The following is a 15,592-nucleotide window of genomic DNA, read 5'->3' as shown; positions in this document are numbered from 1 at the left end:
CCGCGCTTAACCGTAACGCAACACGCTTGCGGCAGAGATTGCCCCCGGCGGGACGTTCTGTTAGCGATCCGCCCTCTCCGGCGAACAACCGGCGGCGGCCTGATGGCGGAGTGGTTACGCAGCGGACTGCAAATCCGTGCACCCGAGTTCGATTCTCGGTCAGGCCTCCAAATTTCCTCGACGACTTAGAGCGCCACGTGCGTCAGTGCTTTCGGCGCGTCAGCGTTTCGTTAGTCCGCCGGGAGCTTCGCGCCAGCATGCGGGCGAATCGAGGCCCTGCCCTCTGACGCATTCTCCCATCGCGCCGAACGGCTAAAGCCGCCCCGCCTCCATGAGCTTCCTCTGGATATAGCTGGCGAAGGCGACCTCCTCTGGGTCCAACTCGCCGTCCGCATCCACCACCTTGCGGAGAGAGCGCATCAAGGTGCGGGGCTCGCCGGAGCCTGCGCAGAGGCGAGCCAGCGCCACCTCGAAGGCGCGCTCGTCTGGGACGAGGCTCCGAACGCGACGCGCTTCCAGCGGCCAATTCGCGGTCCCGAATTTGATGACGACGCACCGAGGCGTGAGGATCGTTTCGGCGGCACCGGTCGAAACTGCCCTTCCCGCCCGACCTCCCGCTTCACGACGCGGCGAAGGCCGAGCGGGCGGTGGCCAGATAATCGGCGCGCGATTGAGCGGGATCAAAGTCGCGGGCCCGATGATTGTGTCGTTGACGGAGAGCCCCGGAGCCGCACCATGCCCAGTCCAACGACCGAGACCGACCCCACAGCAGCCCTCGCCGGAAAGGCGCTCCAGGAGGGCTTCGAGCTCTGGAAGTGCGGCTGCGACATCTGGCTGGAGTATCTGGCGGAGCTACCGGACCTACGCACGCCGGCCGAACTGTTCGAGGCCAACGCCAAGGTCCTCGCCCGCAGCCTGGATATCTGCGGCCTGGCCACCGGCGCGCTGTTGAAGGACGAGGGCCTGCGTCGCCCGGTGCTCGACGACCGATAGCCGAGGTCCGGCGATTCAGTGCGCCTGTAGCGTCGCCTTGGGATTCTCCCGACGGCCGCCGCGCAGGGTGGTCACCTGGGTCGGGTTGATGGGCTTGGCCTTGTTGCCCCAGGACACGCGTACATAGTTGAGGATCGTCGCGATCTGCAGGTCCGTCAGCTCGTCCTGGAAGGACGGCATGCCGCCGCGCCCGTGCAGCACCCGGCCGATCGGCTCCTTGGGATCGCCCTGCACGAACTTGCTGCCGGCCAGCGCCGGGAAGGCGCCGGGTATCCCCTGGCCGGTCGGGCGATGGCAGGCGGCGCAGTTGTCCTTGTAGAGGCTGGCGCCGTCGGCGGCGGCGGCCGGCTGGGCGCAGAGGTTGGCGGCGACAAGCGCGAGCACGGGAACAACACGCATGGCTCCCCTCACGCCGCGTGCGCCCGGGCGTGCAGCTTGGCGATCTGCTGCCAGGCGCTCTCGATCCCGCCGGCCTGCCAACCGGTCATGTAGCTCATGTGCTCGCCGGCCAGGTAGAGCCGGCCATCGGGCTCGCAGAGGATCGGATAGGCGCTGGCCCGCGCCTCGTCGCTCCACTGGGCCCAGCCGCCCAGATTGTGCTCGATCAGGTGCCAGGAGGCGGAAAAGGCGCTGTCGATGTTGTCGGAATAGCCAGGGAACACCCGGTCGCCGGCCCGGCCCGCCAGGGCGCGGCGCTCGGCGGGCGAAAGCGCGCTGACCTTCGCGGCCTGGGCGCCGAAATTGTAGTAGCCCAGCAGCACGCCCTTGCGGCCCTGGAAGCCCGTGGACGGCAGGGTCATGGAGTTGATCTCGGGGTCGTCGAAATAGACGTGACCGCCATAGATGTGATGGTCCTCTTCCCAGAACCGCCGCTTCATCTGCAGGCCGATCTTGCCGACCAGGGCGTAGGAGACCTGCCCGATCGCTTCCTTGAACGGCTTGGAGGCCTGCACGTCGAGCTGGCGCAGGACCGAAAGCGGGATGGTGCAGATGCAGTAGTCGGCCTTCAGCGTCCCGGCCTTGCCGTCGCCGTCGACGAAGGCGATCTCCACGCCCTTGGGGTTCTGCTTCAGGCTCTTCACCTGGGTCGAGTACTTGATCAACTGGCCGATGGCGGCTTCGAAACCCTTGGCGATCCGGTCCATGCCCCCGACCGGCTGGAACATGGTGCGCTGCTGCTCCCAGCCGCTGACCGAGGCCAGGGTGCGCCAGGCGCCGGAGTGCAGCACGTCGGTGAAGCTGTTGGGGGTGGACGGCTTGCCGGGGCCGGGATCCATCAGGGGGCCGGGCGGCAGGTCGAAGCCGCGGCCCTCCGTGCCCCTATAGGCCAGATCCTTGGTCAGGTAGCCCTCCTGGACCACGTAGGCCAGGAACTGCTCGCGGTCCTCGGCGGTCATCTGCTGGTCGAGCGCGCCCTGCTTGATCGACTTGGCGAGGATTTCGGCGGCCCCGCCGCGGATATCGGCGGCCACCTGGCCCTTGCGGATCGGCTTGCCGGCCAGCGGCCCCGTTCCGCGGCCGAACATCAGGTAGGAGGCGTCGTTGTCGTTGACGAAGACCTCCAGCGGAATGTTGAATTCCTTGGTGTAATGCAGGGTCGACTGGTGGTGGTACGGAATCCGCCAGGGGCCGTGGTTGATGTAGTTCCCGTCGTCGAAATCGCAGACCTGGGTCTCGCCGCCCAGCTCGGTCAGCTTGAAGCCCTTGCGCGCCGTCTGGCAGCGGCCGCCGGCGAATTCGCGGGCCTCGATGACCGTGACGTCGTAGCCGGCCTTGGAGAGTTCATAGGCCGCCGTCAGGCCGGCGACGCCTGCTCCCAACACCGCGACCTTCTTGCCGCCGCCCCCCGACAGGACTGGCGGCGCGGCCTGGGCCGAGGCGATCCCGAATCCCAGGGCGCTCATCCCGGCCAGCAGCAGGCTGGATCCGCCCACCCCGCCGAGGCCCTCCAGAAACGACCGGCGCGAAACGCCCAGCCCGGCGGCCAACAATCCACGATCCATAATATCCCCACCCGCATTGCAATGGGACGCAGGGAGCAGAGGAGCACGCCGAGCGGACAATCGCTATTTCATTAGATTTGGATCTGGACGGTGGATTGGCGCCCCGGCGCCCAAAGGCTGGGCGGCGGCGGTCGCGGCTTAGGCGCGCATATAGTCCCGCGTGATCGGCAGGGCGTCGACGCGCCGGGCGAGCTGGATCTGGAAGACCATGTGGCCGCCGTAGCGGAAACCCATCTCCGCCGAGGCCAGGTAGAACTCCCACATGCGGCGGAAACGCTCGTCATAGAGGGCGGGGATATCGGGGTCGGCCAGGAACCGCAGCCGCCAGTTCTTCAGGGTCTCGGCATAGTGCAGGCGCAGGATCTCGATGTCGGTGATCCAGAGGCCCGCGTCCTCCACCGCCGAGACGATCTCCGACAGGCCCGGGATGTAGCCGCCCGGAAAGATGTACTTGTGGGTGAAGGCGTTGGTCAGGCCTGGTCCGCCGGCCCGGCCAATGGCGTGTATCACCGCCGTCCCGTCGTCGGCCAGCAGGCGTTTGACGGTCTCGAAATACTCGCGGAAATGCGGCTCGCCCACATGCTCCAGCATGCCCACCGAGACGATGCGGTCGAAGGGGCGGTCGAGGTCGCGATAGTCCTTCAGCTCGAAGGCGACCTTGTCGGCGAGGCCAGCCTCCTGGACGCGGCCCCGAGCCAGTTCCAGTTGCTCGACTGAGAGGGTGACGCCCGTCACCTGCGCGCCGTGGTCGCGGGCGAGCGTCATGCCCATGCCGCCCCAGCCCGAGCCGATGTCGAGGACGGAAAGGCCGGGTTTGAGGTTCAGCTTGCCCGCGATATGCGCCTTCTTGGCCGCCTGGGCCTCTTCCAGCGTCATGTCGGGCCGGGCGAAATAGGCGCAGGAATACTGCATGTCCGTATCGAGGAAGCGCCGGTAGAGGTCGTTGGAGAGATCGTAGTGATGGGCGACATTGCGGCGCGCGGCCGTGCGGTCATTGGCCTGCTGGATCTTGCGCTTGACCGCCCGCCGCGCGCGCTTGAGCCACGAGCCGCGGCCCTTGAGCCCCCGGCTGCCGCCCTTGCCGACGATCTCCAGCAGGTCCCACAGGGTCCCCTGCTCGATGACCAGGTCGCCGTCCATATAGGCCTCGGCCAGACCCAGGCTGGGATTGGCCACGGTCCGCCGCACGCCCCGGCCGGTGAAGCGGATCACCACCGGCGTCCCCGTCCCGTCGCCGGCTCGCTTGGAGACGCCACCGGGCAGATGCACGGTGAGGTCGCCGACCTTGATCATGCGGTTGAGCAGGGCGTCGATCATGCTCAGAGCGCCGTCCGGACCTTGAACAGTTCCGGGAAGAACGAGCCCTCCAGGGCCTTGGCCAGGTAGGCCGCGCCGGCGCTGCCGCCGGTGCCCTGCTTGAAGCCGATGATGCGTTCGACGGTCTTCAGGTGGGCGAAACGCCATTGCTGGAAGCGGAACTCCAGGTCGACCAGCTTTTCGGCCAGTTCGTAGAGGTCCCAGTAGCGATCGGGATCGCGATAGACGGCGATCCAGGCGGCCTCGACCGCAGGGTGTTCAGCGTGGGGTTCGCGCAGGTCGCGTTCCAACAGGTCGGCCGGCAGGTCGAAACCGCGGCGGGACAGCAGCCGGACGCACTCGTCATAGAGGCTGGGTGCGGCCAGGGCTTCGGCCAGCAGGCCATGGACCTCGGTCCCCTCGTGGACACGCAGCATGGTGGCGTCCTTGGCCCCCATCAGGAACTCCAGCATCCGGTACTGGAAGGACTGGAAGCCCGAGCTCTGGCCCAGGTGCGGGCGCAGCGCGTGGTAGTCGCTAGGCGTCATGGTGCCCAGCACGTCCCAGGACTGGATGAGCTGACCCTGGATGCGGCTGACGCGGGCGATCATCTTGAAGGCCGGGCCCAGGTCGTCGTCGCGGATGTGCTGGCGGGCGGCCGACAGCTCGTGGATCGATAGCTTCAGCCAGAGCTCCGAAGCCTGGTGGATGATGATGAACAGCAGTTCGTCGTGCTCGGACGAACGCGGGCGCTGGGCCGACAGCAGGGTGTCGAGGCCCAGATAGTCACCGTAGCTCATCGGCGGCGGGGTGTGCAGTTTGTCGTTCATGTCACCGCCGCGATCTCATGGAACCGCGCTTCGCGCCACTGCTCATTGGCCATGATGTCGGCCAGGATCTCCACGGCGTCCCAGACATCGGCATAGCCGACATAGAGCGGGGTGAAGCCGAAGCGCAGCACGTCGGGGGCGCGGAAGTCGCCGATCACCCCGCGATGGATCAGGGCCTGCATGATCGGATAGCCGTGGGGATGGGTGAGCGCCACCTGGCTGCCGCGCTGGCGGGCGTCGCGGGCGCAGCCAAGGCCGAACTCCGGACAGCGGGCGAGCGCCAGGTCGAGGAAGAGGTCGCCCAGGGCCATGGACTTGGCGCGGATCTCGGCCATGTCGACGCCGTCGAACACGCTCAGCGCCGCCTCCAGGGCGGTCAGACCCAGGACCGAGGGCGTGCCGCAGAGGCCGCGCAGGACGCCCCTGGCCGGGGCGTAGTCGTCGCCGAAGGCGAAGGGCGTCGCATGGCCCATCCAGCCGGTGAGCGGAGATTGGAAACCGGCCTGCAGGTGTCTGGCGACGAACAGGAAGGCCGGCGCCCCGGGGCCGCCGTTCAGGTACTTGTAGCCACAGCCGACCGCCAGGTCCGCCCCGCAGCCGTTGAGATCCACAGCCAAGGCGCCGGCCGAGTGGCTGAGGTCCCAGAGGGCCAGGGCGCCGGCCGCATGGGCCTGGGCGGTCAGCCGGGCCATGTCGTGGACCCGGCCGGTCTTGTAGTGGACATGGGTCAGCAGCAGCAGGGCCACCTCATCGGTGAGCGCGGCCTCCAGGCCGCCCGGCTCGACCACCCGCAACTCGACGTCGCCCATCAGGTCGCGCAGGCCTTGCAGGATGTAGAGGTCGGTGGGGAAGTTGCCGGGCTCGGTGACGATGACCTTGCGGCCGGGCCTAAGCTTCAGCGCCCCGGCGGCCAGCTTGAAGATGTTCACCGAGGTGGAGTCGGCGGCGATCACCTCGTCGGGCGCGGCGCCGATCAGGGGGGCGATCCTGGCCCCCACCCGCGCCGGCAGATTGATCCAGTCGGCCGTGTTCCAGCTCTTGATCAGGTCCCTGCCCCACTCGGCCTGGACGGCGGCCTCCAGTCGTGGCTTCACGGCGCGCGGCAGGGCGCCCAGGGAATTGCCGTCGAGATAGATCTGGCCCGGAGTCAGGTCGAACAACGCCCGGCGTCCGGCCAGGGGATCGGCGCGGTCCAGGGCCTCGCAGGCGGCGCGGTCGGCGATCATCGGGCGGGTTCGGGGGCGTAGTTCGGCTGGTCGATGGCGATCTGCTCGACGATGTTGGCCTTCAGCGCCGCCAATAGGCCCGGGGTGTCGCGGTCCATGGCCCCGTCGCGCAGCCTGGCGCAGAGTTCGGCGTTGAGTTCGGCCAGCGTGCCTTCGTGGCCCAGCAGGCCGGCCAGGCGCGCGGTGGCGGCGGCCTCGGCCTGCGGCCCCAGGGTCAGCTCGCGCTTGACCACGCTCAGCACATTGGCCGCCACCCGGGCGAGGAAGGCGTCGCGGGGCGGCAGGCCCGGCCGCACGGAATCGATCCAGCGGGCCACCGCCTCCACCAGCTCGTCGGCGCGGGGATTCTCGATCACAGGCCGTTCTCCATGAGTATGACGAGGTCGATTTCGGTCTCCGAGACGCGGCGCCCGATCATCGGCCGCTCGACCGAGGACTCGGCTCCGGTGGCGTAGCTCGCATACATCATCAGGCACATCACCCCCCATTTGAGCGAGCCCAGCGCCTGCCATCTGAGAACGCGCGAGAGCGGGATCTCGGCCCCGCCGCCGGCCGCGTAGCCGTCCAGCAGCTCGGCGTAGTGGCCGAAGCCGCCGACCGGTAGCTCGGCCTTCCCGAACCGCCAGGAATTGACGCAGATCCAGGAGAGGTCCTCGGCCGGATCGCCGTAGTGGGAGAGTTCCCAGTCCAGCACGGCGGCGACGCCCTTCTCCGGGTCGACGATGAGGTTCCCGTTCCTGAAGTCGCCGTGCAGCAGCACCGGTTCGACCGGCGGCGGGGCGTGCTTCTTCAGGTGCTGGAAGGCCAGCTCCAGGATCGGCCGCTCGGCGCCCGACTGGCGGTAGACCGCCTCGTAGCGCTCCAGCTCGCCCAGGAAGTCGACGGTCTTCAGCGGCAGGTCGGCCTTGGCCGAATGGATCTGGGCCAGGATGGCGCCGCACTGACGCGCCAGGCTGGGCCGCACAGCCTCGAACTTCGGATCGGTGACGATCTTGCGGCCCAGGGTCTCGCCGGCGATCCGCCTGGTGATGTGGGCCTCCCCCAGGCCGTCGTCGGGTCCGGCCAGGTGGACCAGGGGTGCGACCGGCGCGCCCGTCCCGTGGGCCGCAACGATCAGGGCCGCCTCGGTGGCCAGCGAGACCGAGCGCGAGGCGTCCTCGTCGATGGGACCGCCCGGCCTGCGGCGCAGGATCATCTCCTCGCGGCGGCCCGGCCCAGCCACCGCGAAGGCCCAGGTCTCCATGCTGGCGCCCCCGGAAAGGCGCTGCAGATCCTCAATGGTTTCACCGCCCTCGACCAGCTGGGGAGCCAGCCGCGAAAGGCTTGAAAAAATGGTGTCTTCCATGACGCCGGGGAACCTTTGACGTGATCTAATCCAACGATCTGCAGCGTTCGGCGCCGGCTTGTAAACGGCCAAAAAGACGTCGGCCCGTATCGGAGGAGATACCCATGGATTTCAGCATCAGCCCGGAACTCGAAGCTTACCTGGGGGAACTGGACGCCTTCATCGAGGCCAAGATCAAGCCGCTGGAGCAGAAGGACGACAACATCCGCTACTTCGACCATCGGCGCGAATACGAGCGCACCGACTGGGACGCCGGCGGCCTGCCGAAGAAGGAGTGGGAGGAGCTGCTGGGCCAAGCCCGCAAGCTCGCCGACGAGGCCGGGCACCTGCGCTACGCCTGGCCCACCGAGATGGGCGGCAAGGGCGGCTCGAACCTGGACATGGCGGTGATCCGCGAGCACCTGGCGGCCAAGGGGCTGGGCCTGCACAACGACCTGCAGAACGAGCACTCCATCGTCGGCAACAACCCCTTCATCCTGATGTTCAAGGAGTTCGCCACCAACGCCCAATATGACCGCGACGGCGCCAAGCTGCTGGCCGGCCAGATGCGCACGGGCTTCGGGCTGACCGAACCCAATCACGGCTCGGACGCCACCTTCATGGAGACCACCGCCGTCCGCCAGGACAAGGACGGCAAGCCCGGCTGGCTGATCCGCGGCGAAAAGATGTGGACCACGGGCATGCACGTGGCGACCCACGTCATGGTCTTCGCCCGCACCAGCGGCAAGGACGGCGACGCCACCGGCATCACCTGCTTCATCGTCCCGGCCGACACCCCCGGCGTGAAGGTCGAGGAGTATCTCTGGACCTTCAACATGCCCACCGACCACCCGCGGGTCAGCTTCACCGACGTCTGGATCCCCGAGGACAGCTACTGGGGCCAGATCGACCGCGGGCTGGGGCTGGGACAGAGCTTCGTGCACCAGAACCGCATTCGCCAGGCGGCGTCGTCGCTGGGGGCGGCGGTGTTCTGCATCGAGGAGAGCGTGAAATATGCCCGGGCCCGCAAGCCGTTCGGCAAGCCGCTGTCCGACAACCAGGGCATCCAGTTCCCGCTGGTGGAGCTGGCCACCCAGTGCGAGATGCTGCGCCTGCTGATCCGCAAGACCGCCTGGGACATGGACCGCATGGAGCACAAGGAGATCGAGCGGACGATCTCCGACAAGGTGTCGATGTGTAACTACTGGGCCAACCGCCTGGTCTGCGAGGCCGCCGACCGCGCCATGCAGGTGCACGGCGGCATCGGCTATTCGCGCCACAAGCCCTTCGAGCACATCTACCGCCACCACCGCCGCTACCGGATCACCGAGGGCTCGGAGGAGATCCAGATGCGCAAGGTCGCCGCCTTCCTGTTCGGCTATCTCGGTCCCAAGCGGGCGCAGTTCAAAGAGGCCGAGGCCGCCGGCGGAGAGTATGTGCAGCCGATCCCGGCGCGCCACTGACCGCAACGACGCGGTGAGGTCGACTATTCTCTCGGCCTGATGTCGGGTCGGGGCGTCCCCGCTCGTCGTTCCGGTGTAACCCAGACCGGAGGACCGTGGATGAAACCGACACCGCAAGGCTCCAGCCGCCGGCTGATGCTGGCCGGGGGCGCATCGATGGCCGCCGGCCTTGCCATGAGCGACAAGGGATTTGCGATGGAAACCAAGACAAAGGCCGGCGGCCACGCCGAGGTCGACGGCCTGAGCGTCTATTACGAGCTGCACGGCGGATCGCCGACGTCCGGCAAGACGCCGATGGTGCTGCTACCCGGCGGGGTGATGGCGATCGACACCGCCTTCACCGCCGACATCATCCCCCGGTTCTCGAAGACCTGGCCGATCATCGCCATCGAGCCGCAGGGCCATGGGCACACCGGCGACCGCGAGGGCCCGTTCAGGCTCGAGCGCATGAGCGACGACGTGGCCGGTGTGCTCAAGCATCTGGGCGTCAAGCAGGCCCACCTGTTCGGCCACAGCCTGGGCGGGATGATCGCGACCGGCGTGGCGATCCGCCATCCGGCCCTGGTCGCCAGCCTGACCGCCGTGGGCACGACCTTCAATCTCGACGGCATGCTGCCGGAACTGGCGAAGCTGCAGCGCGGCGAGATCAAGGAACCTTCGGCCGAACTGGTCCCACTGCTGCCGACCGAGGCCGACTTCGCCGCCTGGCAGGCCAACTACAACAAGCATAATCCCAAGCCGGAGACCTTCTTCCCGGTGCTGGAGAAGCTGAACGCCATGCTGGGTTCCTGGGAGGGCTGGACCCCGGCCCAGCTGGGCGCCATCCGCGCCAAGACGCTGCTGGCCATCGGCGACAACGACTTCACCCGCATCGAGCACGCCGCGGAGATGAAGCGGCTGATCCCCGGCGCGCAACTCGCGGTCCTGCCGGGAACGACCCACATGGGCATCATCGAGCGCGGCGCGTGGCTGGAGCCGCTGATCGCGGCTCGGATCGCTGCGGCCTAGGCGGCGACGGCTTCCCCGTACAGCCTGTCCAACACCGGCGGCAGGCTGTCGGGCAGACCCAGCAGGGGGCCGGAGGATAGCAGCAGGACGGCCTCGTCGCCGTGCAGTTCCGAGAGCGCGGCGATGACGTCCTCGGCGGTGGTCACGCCCTGGACCGCCACGCCGGCGCCGGCAGTGCGCGCGACGATCTCCTCGTGGGTGGACTGGTGATGGCTGGCCGCCCCGTGGGTGGGCGGTGGGATCATCAGCACCTGGGCCGCACCGGCGAACACTGTGTCGTACCAGCTGAGCGCGTCGCGGGAGCGCCAGGAGAAGGTGTGGGGCTCGAAGACCACGATCAGCGGCCGGTCGGGATAGTGCAGCTGCATGGCCTCGATGGCCGAGCGGGCCTTCTCGTACGACGAGCCGAAGCCCTCGATCAGCGGCACCTTCGAGGCCGTGGTCAGCCGGTCCAGCCGCCGGCGGATGCCTCCGAAGCTCTCCAGGGCGCGGGCGAGCTGGTCGGGGCTCACCAGGCCGCGCTCCAACAGATAGGCCGCCACGCCGACGATGTTCTCCACATTGTGGGCGCCGAGCAGCTGGGTGCGGAGGGCGATCTCGCCGCCGTCCGGGGCGACCAGGACGAAGCTGGTGGTCTCGCCGAACGTGACGTCGCGGCTGAACCATCCGTCGCACGCGGCGGTGTCGTACCAGACGATGCGAGCCTTCGTGTGATGGGCCACCGCGCGGATCGCCGGATGATCCTGCAGCACGGCCAGGCCGCTCATGGGCAGGCCCTGCAGCAGCTCGAGGAAGGGCGCCTCGTAGTCGGCGATGGTCGGGAAGACGTTGACGTGGTCGTGGATCAGCGAAGTCAGCAGCAGATGGTCGGGATGGTAGAGGGCGAACTTGGACCGGCGATCGGCGCCCGAGACGATGTACTCATCGCCCTCCAGCACCACCTGCCCGCGCCCCCAATGGCCGGTCTCCGGGAGGGACGGCGAGATGGCGCCGACCATCCAGCCCGGATCGTTCCCCGCCTGGCGCAGGACATGGGCCATCAGCGCCGTGCAGCTCGACTTGCCGAAGGAGCCGGCCACCACCGTCACCTCGCGGCCCAGAGTCGCCTCCCCCAGCATCTCGGCGAAGGTGGTGACCCGCACGCCGCGAGCGCGGGCGGCGATCACCTCGGTATTGGTTTCGGCGCCCAGCTTGGCGCTGGTCCCCAGCACCAGGACGTCCAGCTCGGCCGGGAGATTCGCGGCGTCGAACCGACGATGGAAGGGAAAGCCCAGGGCTTCCACATAGGTCGACATGGGCGGGAAGACGTCCTCGTCGGAACCCGAAACCTCGTGGCCGGCGTCGCGCATCAGCAGCGCCACGGCGCTCATCCCGGCCCCGGCCACGCCCGTGAAATGGATACGCATTTCCGTCTGCTCCCGGACCGCACGCCGCGCCGATCCTGACTAGCGGAGATCGCCCCGCCGCCTCAAGGCCCGCCCGCTCCGACGCGGCGTTTTGGAGCAGGCTGCTCCGGGCGTTAATTCTCACTTAACCATGTTGGCGGAACCTGACGCTGTCTTCTCCGGAAGGCACCCCACCATCACCGACTTCGTAAAGCTCGGCCTCGGCCGGGCTCTTTTTTCGAGCCCTTCCTGCGACACGTCGAACACCGGCTTGCGCCGTCGCCCGACGCGACGTATATCGCCGCCTCCAAGGTGATCCCCGATAGCTCAGCTGGTAGAGCAGTCGGCTGTTAACCGACTTGTCGCAGGTTCGAGTCCTGCTCGGGGAGCCATTGGACCTTCAGGCCGCCGCAAGGCCGCCGTCCTTCTCCCAAAACGCGCCTACAGCGGCTTGAGTTCGCCCAGTATGGTCGGGATCAATTCCGACACTGTCGGGTGGATGTGCACCGCGCGTTGCAGCACCGAATAGGGCTCCCTGGCGTACATGAGGTCGAGGACGGCGTGGATCGCCTCGTCGCCGGAAGTCCCCAGGATCGAGGCCCCCAGGATCTCGCGGCTGTCGGCGTCGACCAGGATGCGCATGAAGCCCGCGGTCTCGCCCTTCTCCACGGCCCGGCCGACCCGGCTCATGGGCCGCATCCCGACCAGGACCTTGCGCCCGGACGCCCTGGCCTCGGTTTCCGACATGCCCACCCGGCCCAGCGGCGGGTCGGTATAGAGGGCGTAGGCGGTGATGCGATCGCTGACCCGGCGCGGGTCGTCGTCCAGCAGGTTGGCGGCGACGATCTCGAAGTCGTTGTAGGCGGTGTGGGTGAAGGCTCCCTTGCCGTTGCAGTCGCCCATGGCCCAGATCCCCTCCACATTGGTGCGGAGATGGTCGTCGACCACGATGTAACCGCGCGGGTCGAGGGCGACGCCGGCCTTGTCCAGGCCGAGGTCGTCGGTGTTGGGCTTGCGGCCGACGGCCAGCAGGGCATGGGAGCCCAGCACCTCCGGCTCGCCATTCTCGCAGTCGACGCCGACGGCGATGTCGGGTCCGTGCTGACGGAAGCTGATGCACTCGGCCTTCAGCCGGAAGGCGATCCCCTCGCCTTCCAGGATCTCACGGATGGCCTCGGAGACGTCGGGGTCCTCGCGGCCGATGAGGCGCGGCCCCTTCTCGACCACGGTGACCTGCGCCCCGAAGCGGCGGTACATCTGGGCGAATTCCAGCCCGACATAGCTGCCGCCGACGACCACCAGGTGGCGTGGCAGGACATCCAGGGCCAGCATCGAGGTGTTGGTCAGGTAGTCCACCTCGTTCACCCCCGGCATGTCGGGGACCAGGGCGCGGCCGCCGACATTGATGAAGATGCGCGGGGCGGTCAGAACCTCGTCGCCGACCCGCAGGTCTCTGGGCGATTCGAACCGGGCGTGACCCTGGAAGACCGTGACGCCCTTGGCGTCCCTCAGCCAGGTCTCCAGGCCGTCGCGGGCATCGGTGACCACCTTGTCCTGGCGGGCCTTCACCCGGGCCATGTCGACCCCCACCTCGCCCTGCAGGACGACGCCATAGTCGGCGGCGCAGCGGGCCAGATGGGCGGCGTAGGCGCTGGCCACCAGGGTCTTGGTCGGCATGCAGCCGGTGTTGACGCAGGTGCCGCCGAACAGTTTGCGCTCGACCAGGGCGACGCTCATCCCCGCGCCGGCCAGCCGCACAGCCAGCGATGGACCGGCCTGGCCCGCGCCGACGACGATGGCGTCGAAGGCCGGCATCAGGCGAGCGAGGTCACGATCAGGCAGGCGCCGCCGATCGCGACGGCGTCTTCCAGCAGGGCGATGGGGAAGTCCCGGCCGCCGATCGCCCTGACAAGCCGGGAACGAGCCTCGTAGCCGCCAAGGGTTCCGATCACCGCGCCCACGGCGCCGGCGATCAGGCCACCGACCAGCTGCCCCTGGCTGGCGCCGATGGCGGCGCCGCAAAGGCCGCCCATGAGAATCCGGGCGCCGAACTGGACCGGGACCTTGCGGCTTGGGGTCCTGGGCAGCTGGTCGCTGACCAACTCGACGACGGCCAGGGCGGTGAAGACCCAGGGTGAGTACTTGAAGCTCAGGAAAGCCAGGGGCGTGCCGTCGAGCGACAGCCAGCCGAGCGCCGCGGCCCAGCTCACCGCGGCGGGCGCGGTCATGGCGCGCAGGCCGGCGATCACGCCGATCAACAGGGCGAACACATAGAGGCTCATGGCGCGATCTCCGCTGAGATGGCGCAGCTTCTCACCGGATTGGCGCGCGGCATAGGCGCCATCGCGCGGTGTGGTCGAGACGCTCCCGCAACCCTGGCGACGCCCCGCTTCCGGCAGATAACGGCGGCTTGATCGCGGCGTTCGTCGAAAGGAATTGCTTTTTTTCTCAGTAGATGGTCTACGACCGTATCGAATATCGTTTTGGTTCGGCCGCTATCCCAGTTCGAGTTTACTCGAACATCCGGACCTGCCCTCGACCCCATCCGAAATTTTGATCCCTCGGCCGCTCTTGGCGCGAGGTAATATTAAGACCCGGAAGGGGACTTCTCATGGCTACCGGTATTGTTAAGTGGTTCAACGGAACCAAGGGCTTCGGCTTCATCCAACCCGATGATGGCGGCGCCGACGTTTTCGTGCACATCTCGGCCGTTGAGCGCGCCGGCATGGGCACCCTGAACGAAGGCCAACGCGTCGCCTTCGAACTGGAGCGCGATCAGCGCAGCGGCAAGATGTCGGCTGGTCAGCTGCAATCCGCCTAAGGCCTTTGCGGGCGTAAGCCCGCCACTGCCAGACGGGCCGGCTCACGCCGGCCCGTTTTTCATTTTTCACGACCTCGCCGGACGTCCCGGCGGAGAGGAGGCCTCGTATGGCCAAGGAAGAGCTGATCGAATTCGACGGCCTGATCGTCGAACTGCTGCCGGAAGGCCGGTTCCGCGTGAAGCTGGACAACGACCACGAAATTCTCGCCTACACGGCGGGCAAGATGAAGAAGAACCGCATCCGTTCGCTGGTCGGCGACCGCGTCATCGTCGAGATGACCCCCTACGACCTGACCCGCGGCCGCATCACCTACCGCCACAAGACCGACGGCCCCCGGGTCGGCGGCGGCGCGCGCCCGACGTTCCGCAAGCGCTAGTACATATGCTCACGTCCCTTCTCCCCTTGCGGGAGAAGGTGGCCCCGCGAGAGCGGGGTCGGATGAGGGGTCGATGACCCTATCCGTCCGACTTCTGAGTTGACGCTAGGCCGAACACCGGCCGGCGAGTTCTGAGAGACCCCTCATCCGACCTTGCTCCGCAAGGCCACCTTCTCCCGCAAGGGGAGAAGGGATTCGCGATCAGTCCTTGGCCCGCTCGAGATAGCTGTTGTCCTCGGTGAGGATCACCACCCGGGTGCCGACGGCGATGTAGGGCGGCACCGTGGTCTTCACGCCGTTCGAGAGAATCGCCGGCTTGTAGGACGACGAGGCGGTCTGGCCCTTCACCGACGGCTCGGTCTCGACGATCTCCAGGGTCACCGTGCGCGGCAGGGTCAGCGAGATCGGCACGTCGTTATGGGTGGCCACCTGGATGGTCATGCCCTCCTGCAGGAACGGCGCGGCGTCGCCCACCACCTCGGCCGAGGCGGTGACCTGGTCGTAGTTCTCCGGGTTCATGAAGTGGAAGCCGTCGCCATCCTGGTACAGGAAGGTGTGGTCGCGCTCGTCCACGAAGGCCTTCTCGACCTGTTCGGTGGTGCGGTAGCGCTCCGAGACCTTCACCCCGTCGGAGATGCGTCGCATGTTGAGCTGGGTCACCGGCGTGCCCTTGCCGGGATGGATGTTCTCGGCGTTCAGGACCACATAGAGCTTGCCGTCCATGTCGACGACGGAGCCTTTGCGCAGAGAGCTGGCGATTACCTTCAAGTCGGTCTTCCTCAAGTTCGCGGCGGATTCGACGGCCGCGTCGATGATGCTTTGCCCGCCCCTATAGCGAACCTTGCCAGGATCGCCATAGCTCTCCC

The 15,592-nt window shown here is 67.8% G+C and carries 16 protein-coding genes and 2 tRNA genes; 7 read left to right on the top strand and 11 right to left on the bottom strand.

Annotated features, from left to right (window positions below; all coding sequences use genetic code 11):
* Nucleotides 1-96: 96 nt before the first annotated feature.
* Together Q8Q88_RS16150 and Q8Q88_RS16145 are read left to right on the top strand one after the other, a co-directional pair.
* Nucleotides 97-170 (top strand) — tRNA-Cys (locus Q8Q88_RS16150).
* Nucleotides 171-735: 565 nt separating this feature from the next.
* Nucleotides 736-993 (top strand): hypothetical protein, encoded by a 258-nt coding sequence (locus Q8Q88_RS16145; protein ID WP_305676207.1) that lies wholly within the window; start codon nucleotides 736-738, stop codon nucleotides 991-993.
* Between the two features lie 15 nt (nucleotides 994-1,008).
* Here Q8Q88_RS16145 and Q8Q88_RS16140 read toward each other — a convergent pair whose 3' ends face one another.
* From Q8Q88_RS16140 to Q8Q88_RS16110, 7 genes are all read right to left on the bottom strand, one after another.
* Nucleotides 1,009-1,392 (bottom strand): cytochrome c, encoded by a 384-nt coding sequence (locus Q8Q88_RS16140; protein WP_305676206.1) that lies wholly within the window; start codon nucleotides 1,390-1,392, stop codon nucleotides 1,009-1,011.
* Nucleotides 1,393-1,400: 8 nt separating this feature from the next.
* On the bottom strand, nucleotides 1,401-2,996 hold the full coding sequence (locus Q8Q88_RS16135; protein WP_305676205.1) for a flavin monoamine oxidase family protein: 1,596 nt from the start codon (nucleotides 2,994-2,996) through the stop codon (nucleotides 1,401-1,403).
* A 138-nt stretch (nucleotides 2,997-3,134) separates the two neighbouring features.
* The gene (locus Q8Q88_RS16130) at nucleotides 3,135-4,313 is read right to left on the bottom strand and encodes a cyclopropane-fatty-acyl-phospholipid synthase family protein (RefSeq protein ID WP_305676204.1); all 1,179 of its coding nucleotides are present in this window, start codon (nucleotides 4,311-4,313) and stop codon (nucleotides 3,135-3,137) included.
* Nucleotides 4,314-4,315: 2 nt separating this feature from the next.
* The gene (gene kynA / locus Q8Q88_RS16125) at nucleotides 4,316-5,122 is read right to left on the bottom strand and encodes a tryptophan 2,3-dioxygenase (RefSeq protein WP_305676203.1); all 807 of its coding nucleotides are present in this window, start codon (nucleotides 5,120-5,122) and stop codon (nucleotides 4,316-4,318) included.
* Nucleotides 5,119-6,348, bottom strand: a complete 1,230-nt coding sequence (gene kynU / locus Q8Q88_RS16120) for a kynureninase (protein WP_305676202.1) — start codon at nucleotides 6,346-6,348, stop codon at nucleotides 5,119-5,121. The genes kynA and kynU overlap by 4 nt, the downstream gene beginning before the upstream one ends.
* Nucleotides 6,345-6,704 carry a DUF6285 domain-containing protein gene (locus tag Q8Q88_RS16115; protein ID WP_305676201.1) on the bottom strand — a complete coding sequence of 120 codons (360 nt, stop codon included), beginning with the start codon at nucleotides 6,702-6,704 and terminating at the stop codon, nucleotides 6,345-6,347. The genes kynU and Q8Q88_RS16115 overlap by 4 nt, the downstream gene beginning before the upstream one ends.
* Entirely contained in the window at nucleotides 6,701-7,693 is a 993-nt protein-coding gene (locus Q8Q88_RS16110; RefSeq protein ID WP_305676200.1) for a phosphotransferase family protein, read from the bottom strand. Before Q8Q88_RS16110 ends, Q8Q88_RS16115 begins: the two co-directional genes overlap by 4 nt.
* A gap of 104 nt (nucleotides 7,694-7,797) precedes the next feature.
* On the opposite strand from Q8Q88_RS16110, the gene Q8Q88_RS16105 reads away from it, so the two are divergent.
* Nucleotides 7,798-9,135: an acyl-CoA dehydrogenase family protein gene (locus Q8Q88_RS16105; RefSeq protein WP_305676199.1), complete on the top strand. Its 1,338-nt coding sequence runs from the start codon at nucleotides 7,798-7,800 to the stop codon at nucleotides 9,133-9,135.
* A gap of 99 nt (nucleotides 9,136-9,234) precedes the next feature.
* On the top strand, nucleotides 9,235-10,143 hold the full coding sequence (locus tag Q8Q88_RS16100) for an alpha/beta fold hydrolase (RefSeq protein ID WP_305676198.1): 909 nt from the start codon (nucleotides 9,235-9,237) through the stop codon (nucleotides 10,141-10,143).
* Here the strand turns inward: Q8Q88_RS16100 and Q8Q88_RS16095 are convergent.
* Entirely contained in the window at nucleotides 10,140-11,549 is a 1,410-nt protein-coding gene (locus Q8Q88_RS16095) for a Mur ligase family protein (RefSeq protein WP_305676197.1), read from the bottom strand. The two genes, Q8Q88_RS16100 and Q8Q88_RS16095, sit on opposite strands and share 4 nt — an antisense overlap.
* Before the next feature lie 295 nt (nucleotides 11,550-11,844).
* Here Q8Q88_RS16095 and Q8Q88_RS16090 point away from each other — a divergent pair.
* Nucleotides 11,845-11,920 (top strand) — tRNA-Asn (locus Q8Q88_RS16090).
* A 49-nt stretch (nucleotides 11,921-11,969) separates the two neighbouring features.
* Here the strand turns inward: Q8Q88_RS16090 and Q8Q88_RS16085 are convergent.
* The gene (locus Q8Q88_RS16085; protein WP_305676196.1) at nucleotides 11,970-13,343 is read right to left on the bottom strand and encodes an FAD-containing oxidoreductase; all 1,374 of its coding nucleotides are present in this window, start codon (nucleotides 13,341-13,343) and stop codon (nucleotides 11,970-11,972) included.
* Nucleotides 13,343-13,810 carry a DUF4126 domain-containing protein gene (locus tag Q8Q88_RS16080; protein WP_305676195.1) on the bottom strand — a complete coding sequence of 156 codons (468 nt, stop codon included), beginning with the start codon at nucleotides 13,808-13,810 and terminating at the stop codon, nucleotides 13,343-13,345. The genes Q8Q88_RS16085 and Q8Q88_RS16080 overlap by 1 nt, the downstream gene beginning before the upstream one ends.
* Before the next feature lie 329 nt (nucleotides 13,811-14,139).
* Between Q8Q88_RS16080 and Q8Q88_RS16075 the strand changes: the two genes are divergently transcribed.
* Complete coding sequence (locus Q8Q88_RS16075; protein ID WP_254833600.1) at nucleotides 14,140-14,349, top strand: cold-shock protein; 210 nt, start codon at nucleotides 14,140-14,142, stop codon at nucleotides 14,347-14,349.
* Nucleotides 14,350-14,456: 107 nt separating this feature from the next.
* Nucleotides 14,457-14,726, top strand: a complete 270-nt coding sequence (infA, locus tag Q8Q88_RS16070) for a translation initiation factor IF-1 (protein ID WP_254833601.1) — start codon at nucleotides 14,457-14,459, stop codon at nucleotides 14,724-14,726.
* A 201-nt stretch (nucleotides 14,727-14,927) separates the two neighbouring features.
* On the opposite strand, the gene efp is transcribed toward infA, so the two are convergent.
* Complete coding sequence (gene efp, locus Q8Q88_RS16065; RefSeq protein ID WP_254833602.1) at nucleotides 14,928-15,494, bottom strand: elongation factor P; 567 nt, start codon at nucleotides 15,492-15,494, stop codon at nucleotides 14,928-14,930.
* Between the last annotated feature and the right edge of the window lie 98 nt (nucleotides 15,495-15,592).

The organism is Phenylobacterium sp. (assembly GCF_030697925.1).
Classification (GTDB): Bacteria; Pseudomonadota; Alphaproteobacteria; order Caulobacterales; family Caulobacteraceae; genus Phenylobacterium.
This window is presented reverse-complemented; position numbering and strand designations above follow the sequence as displayed.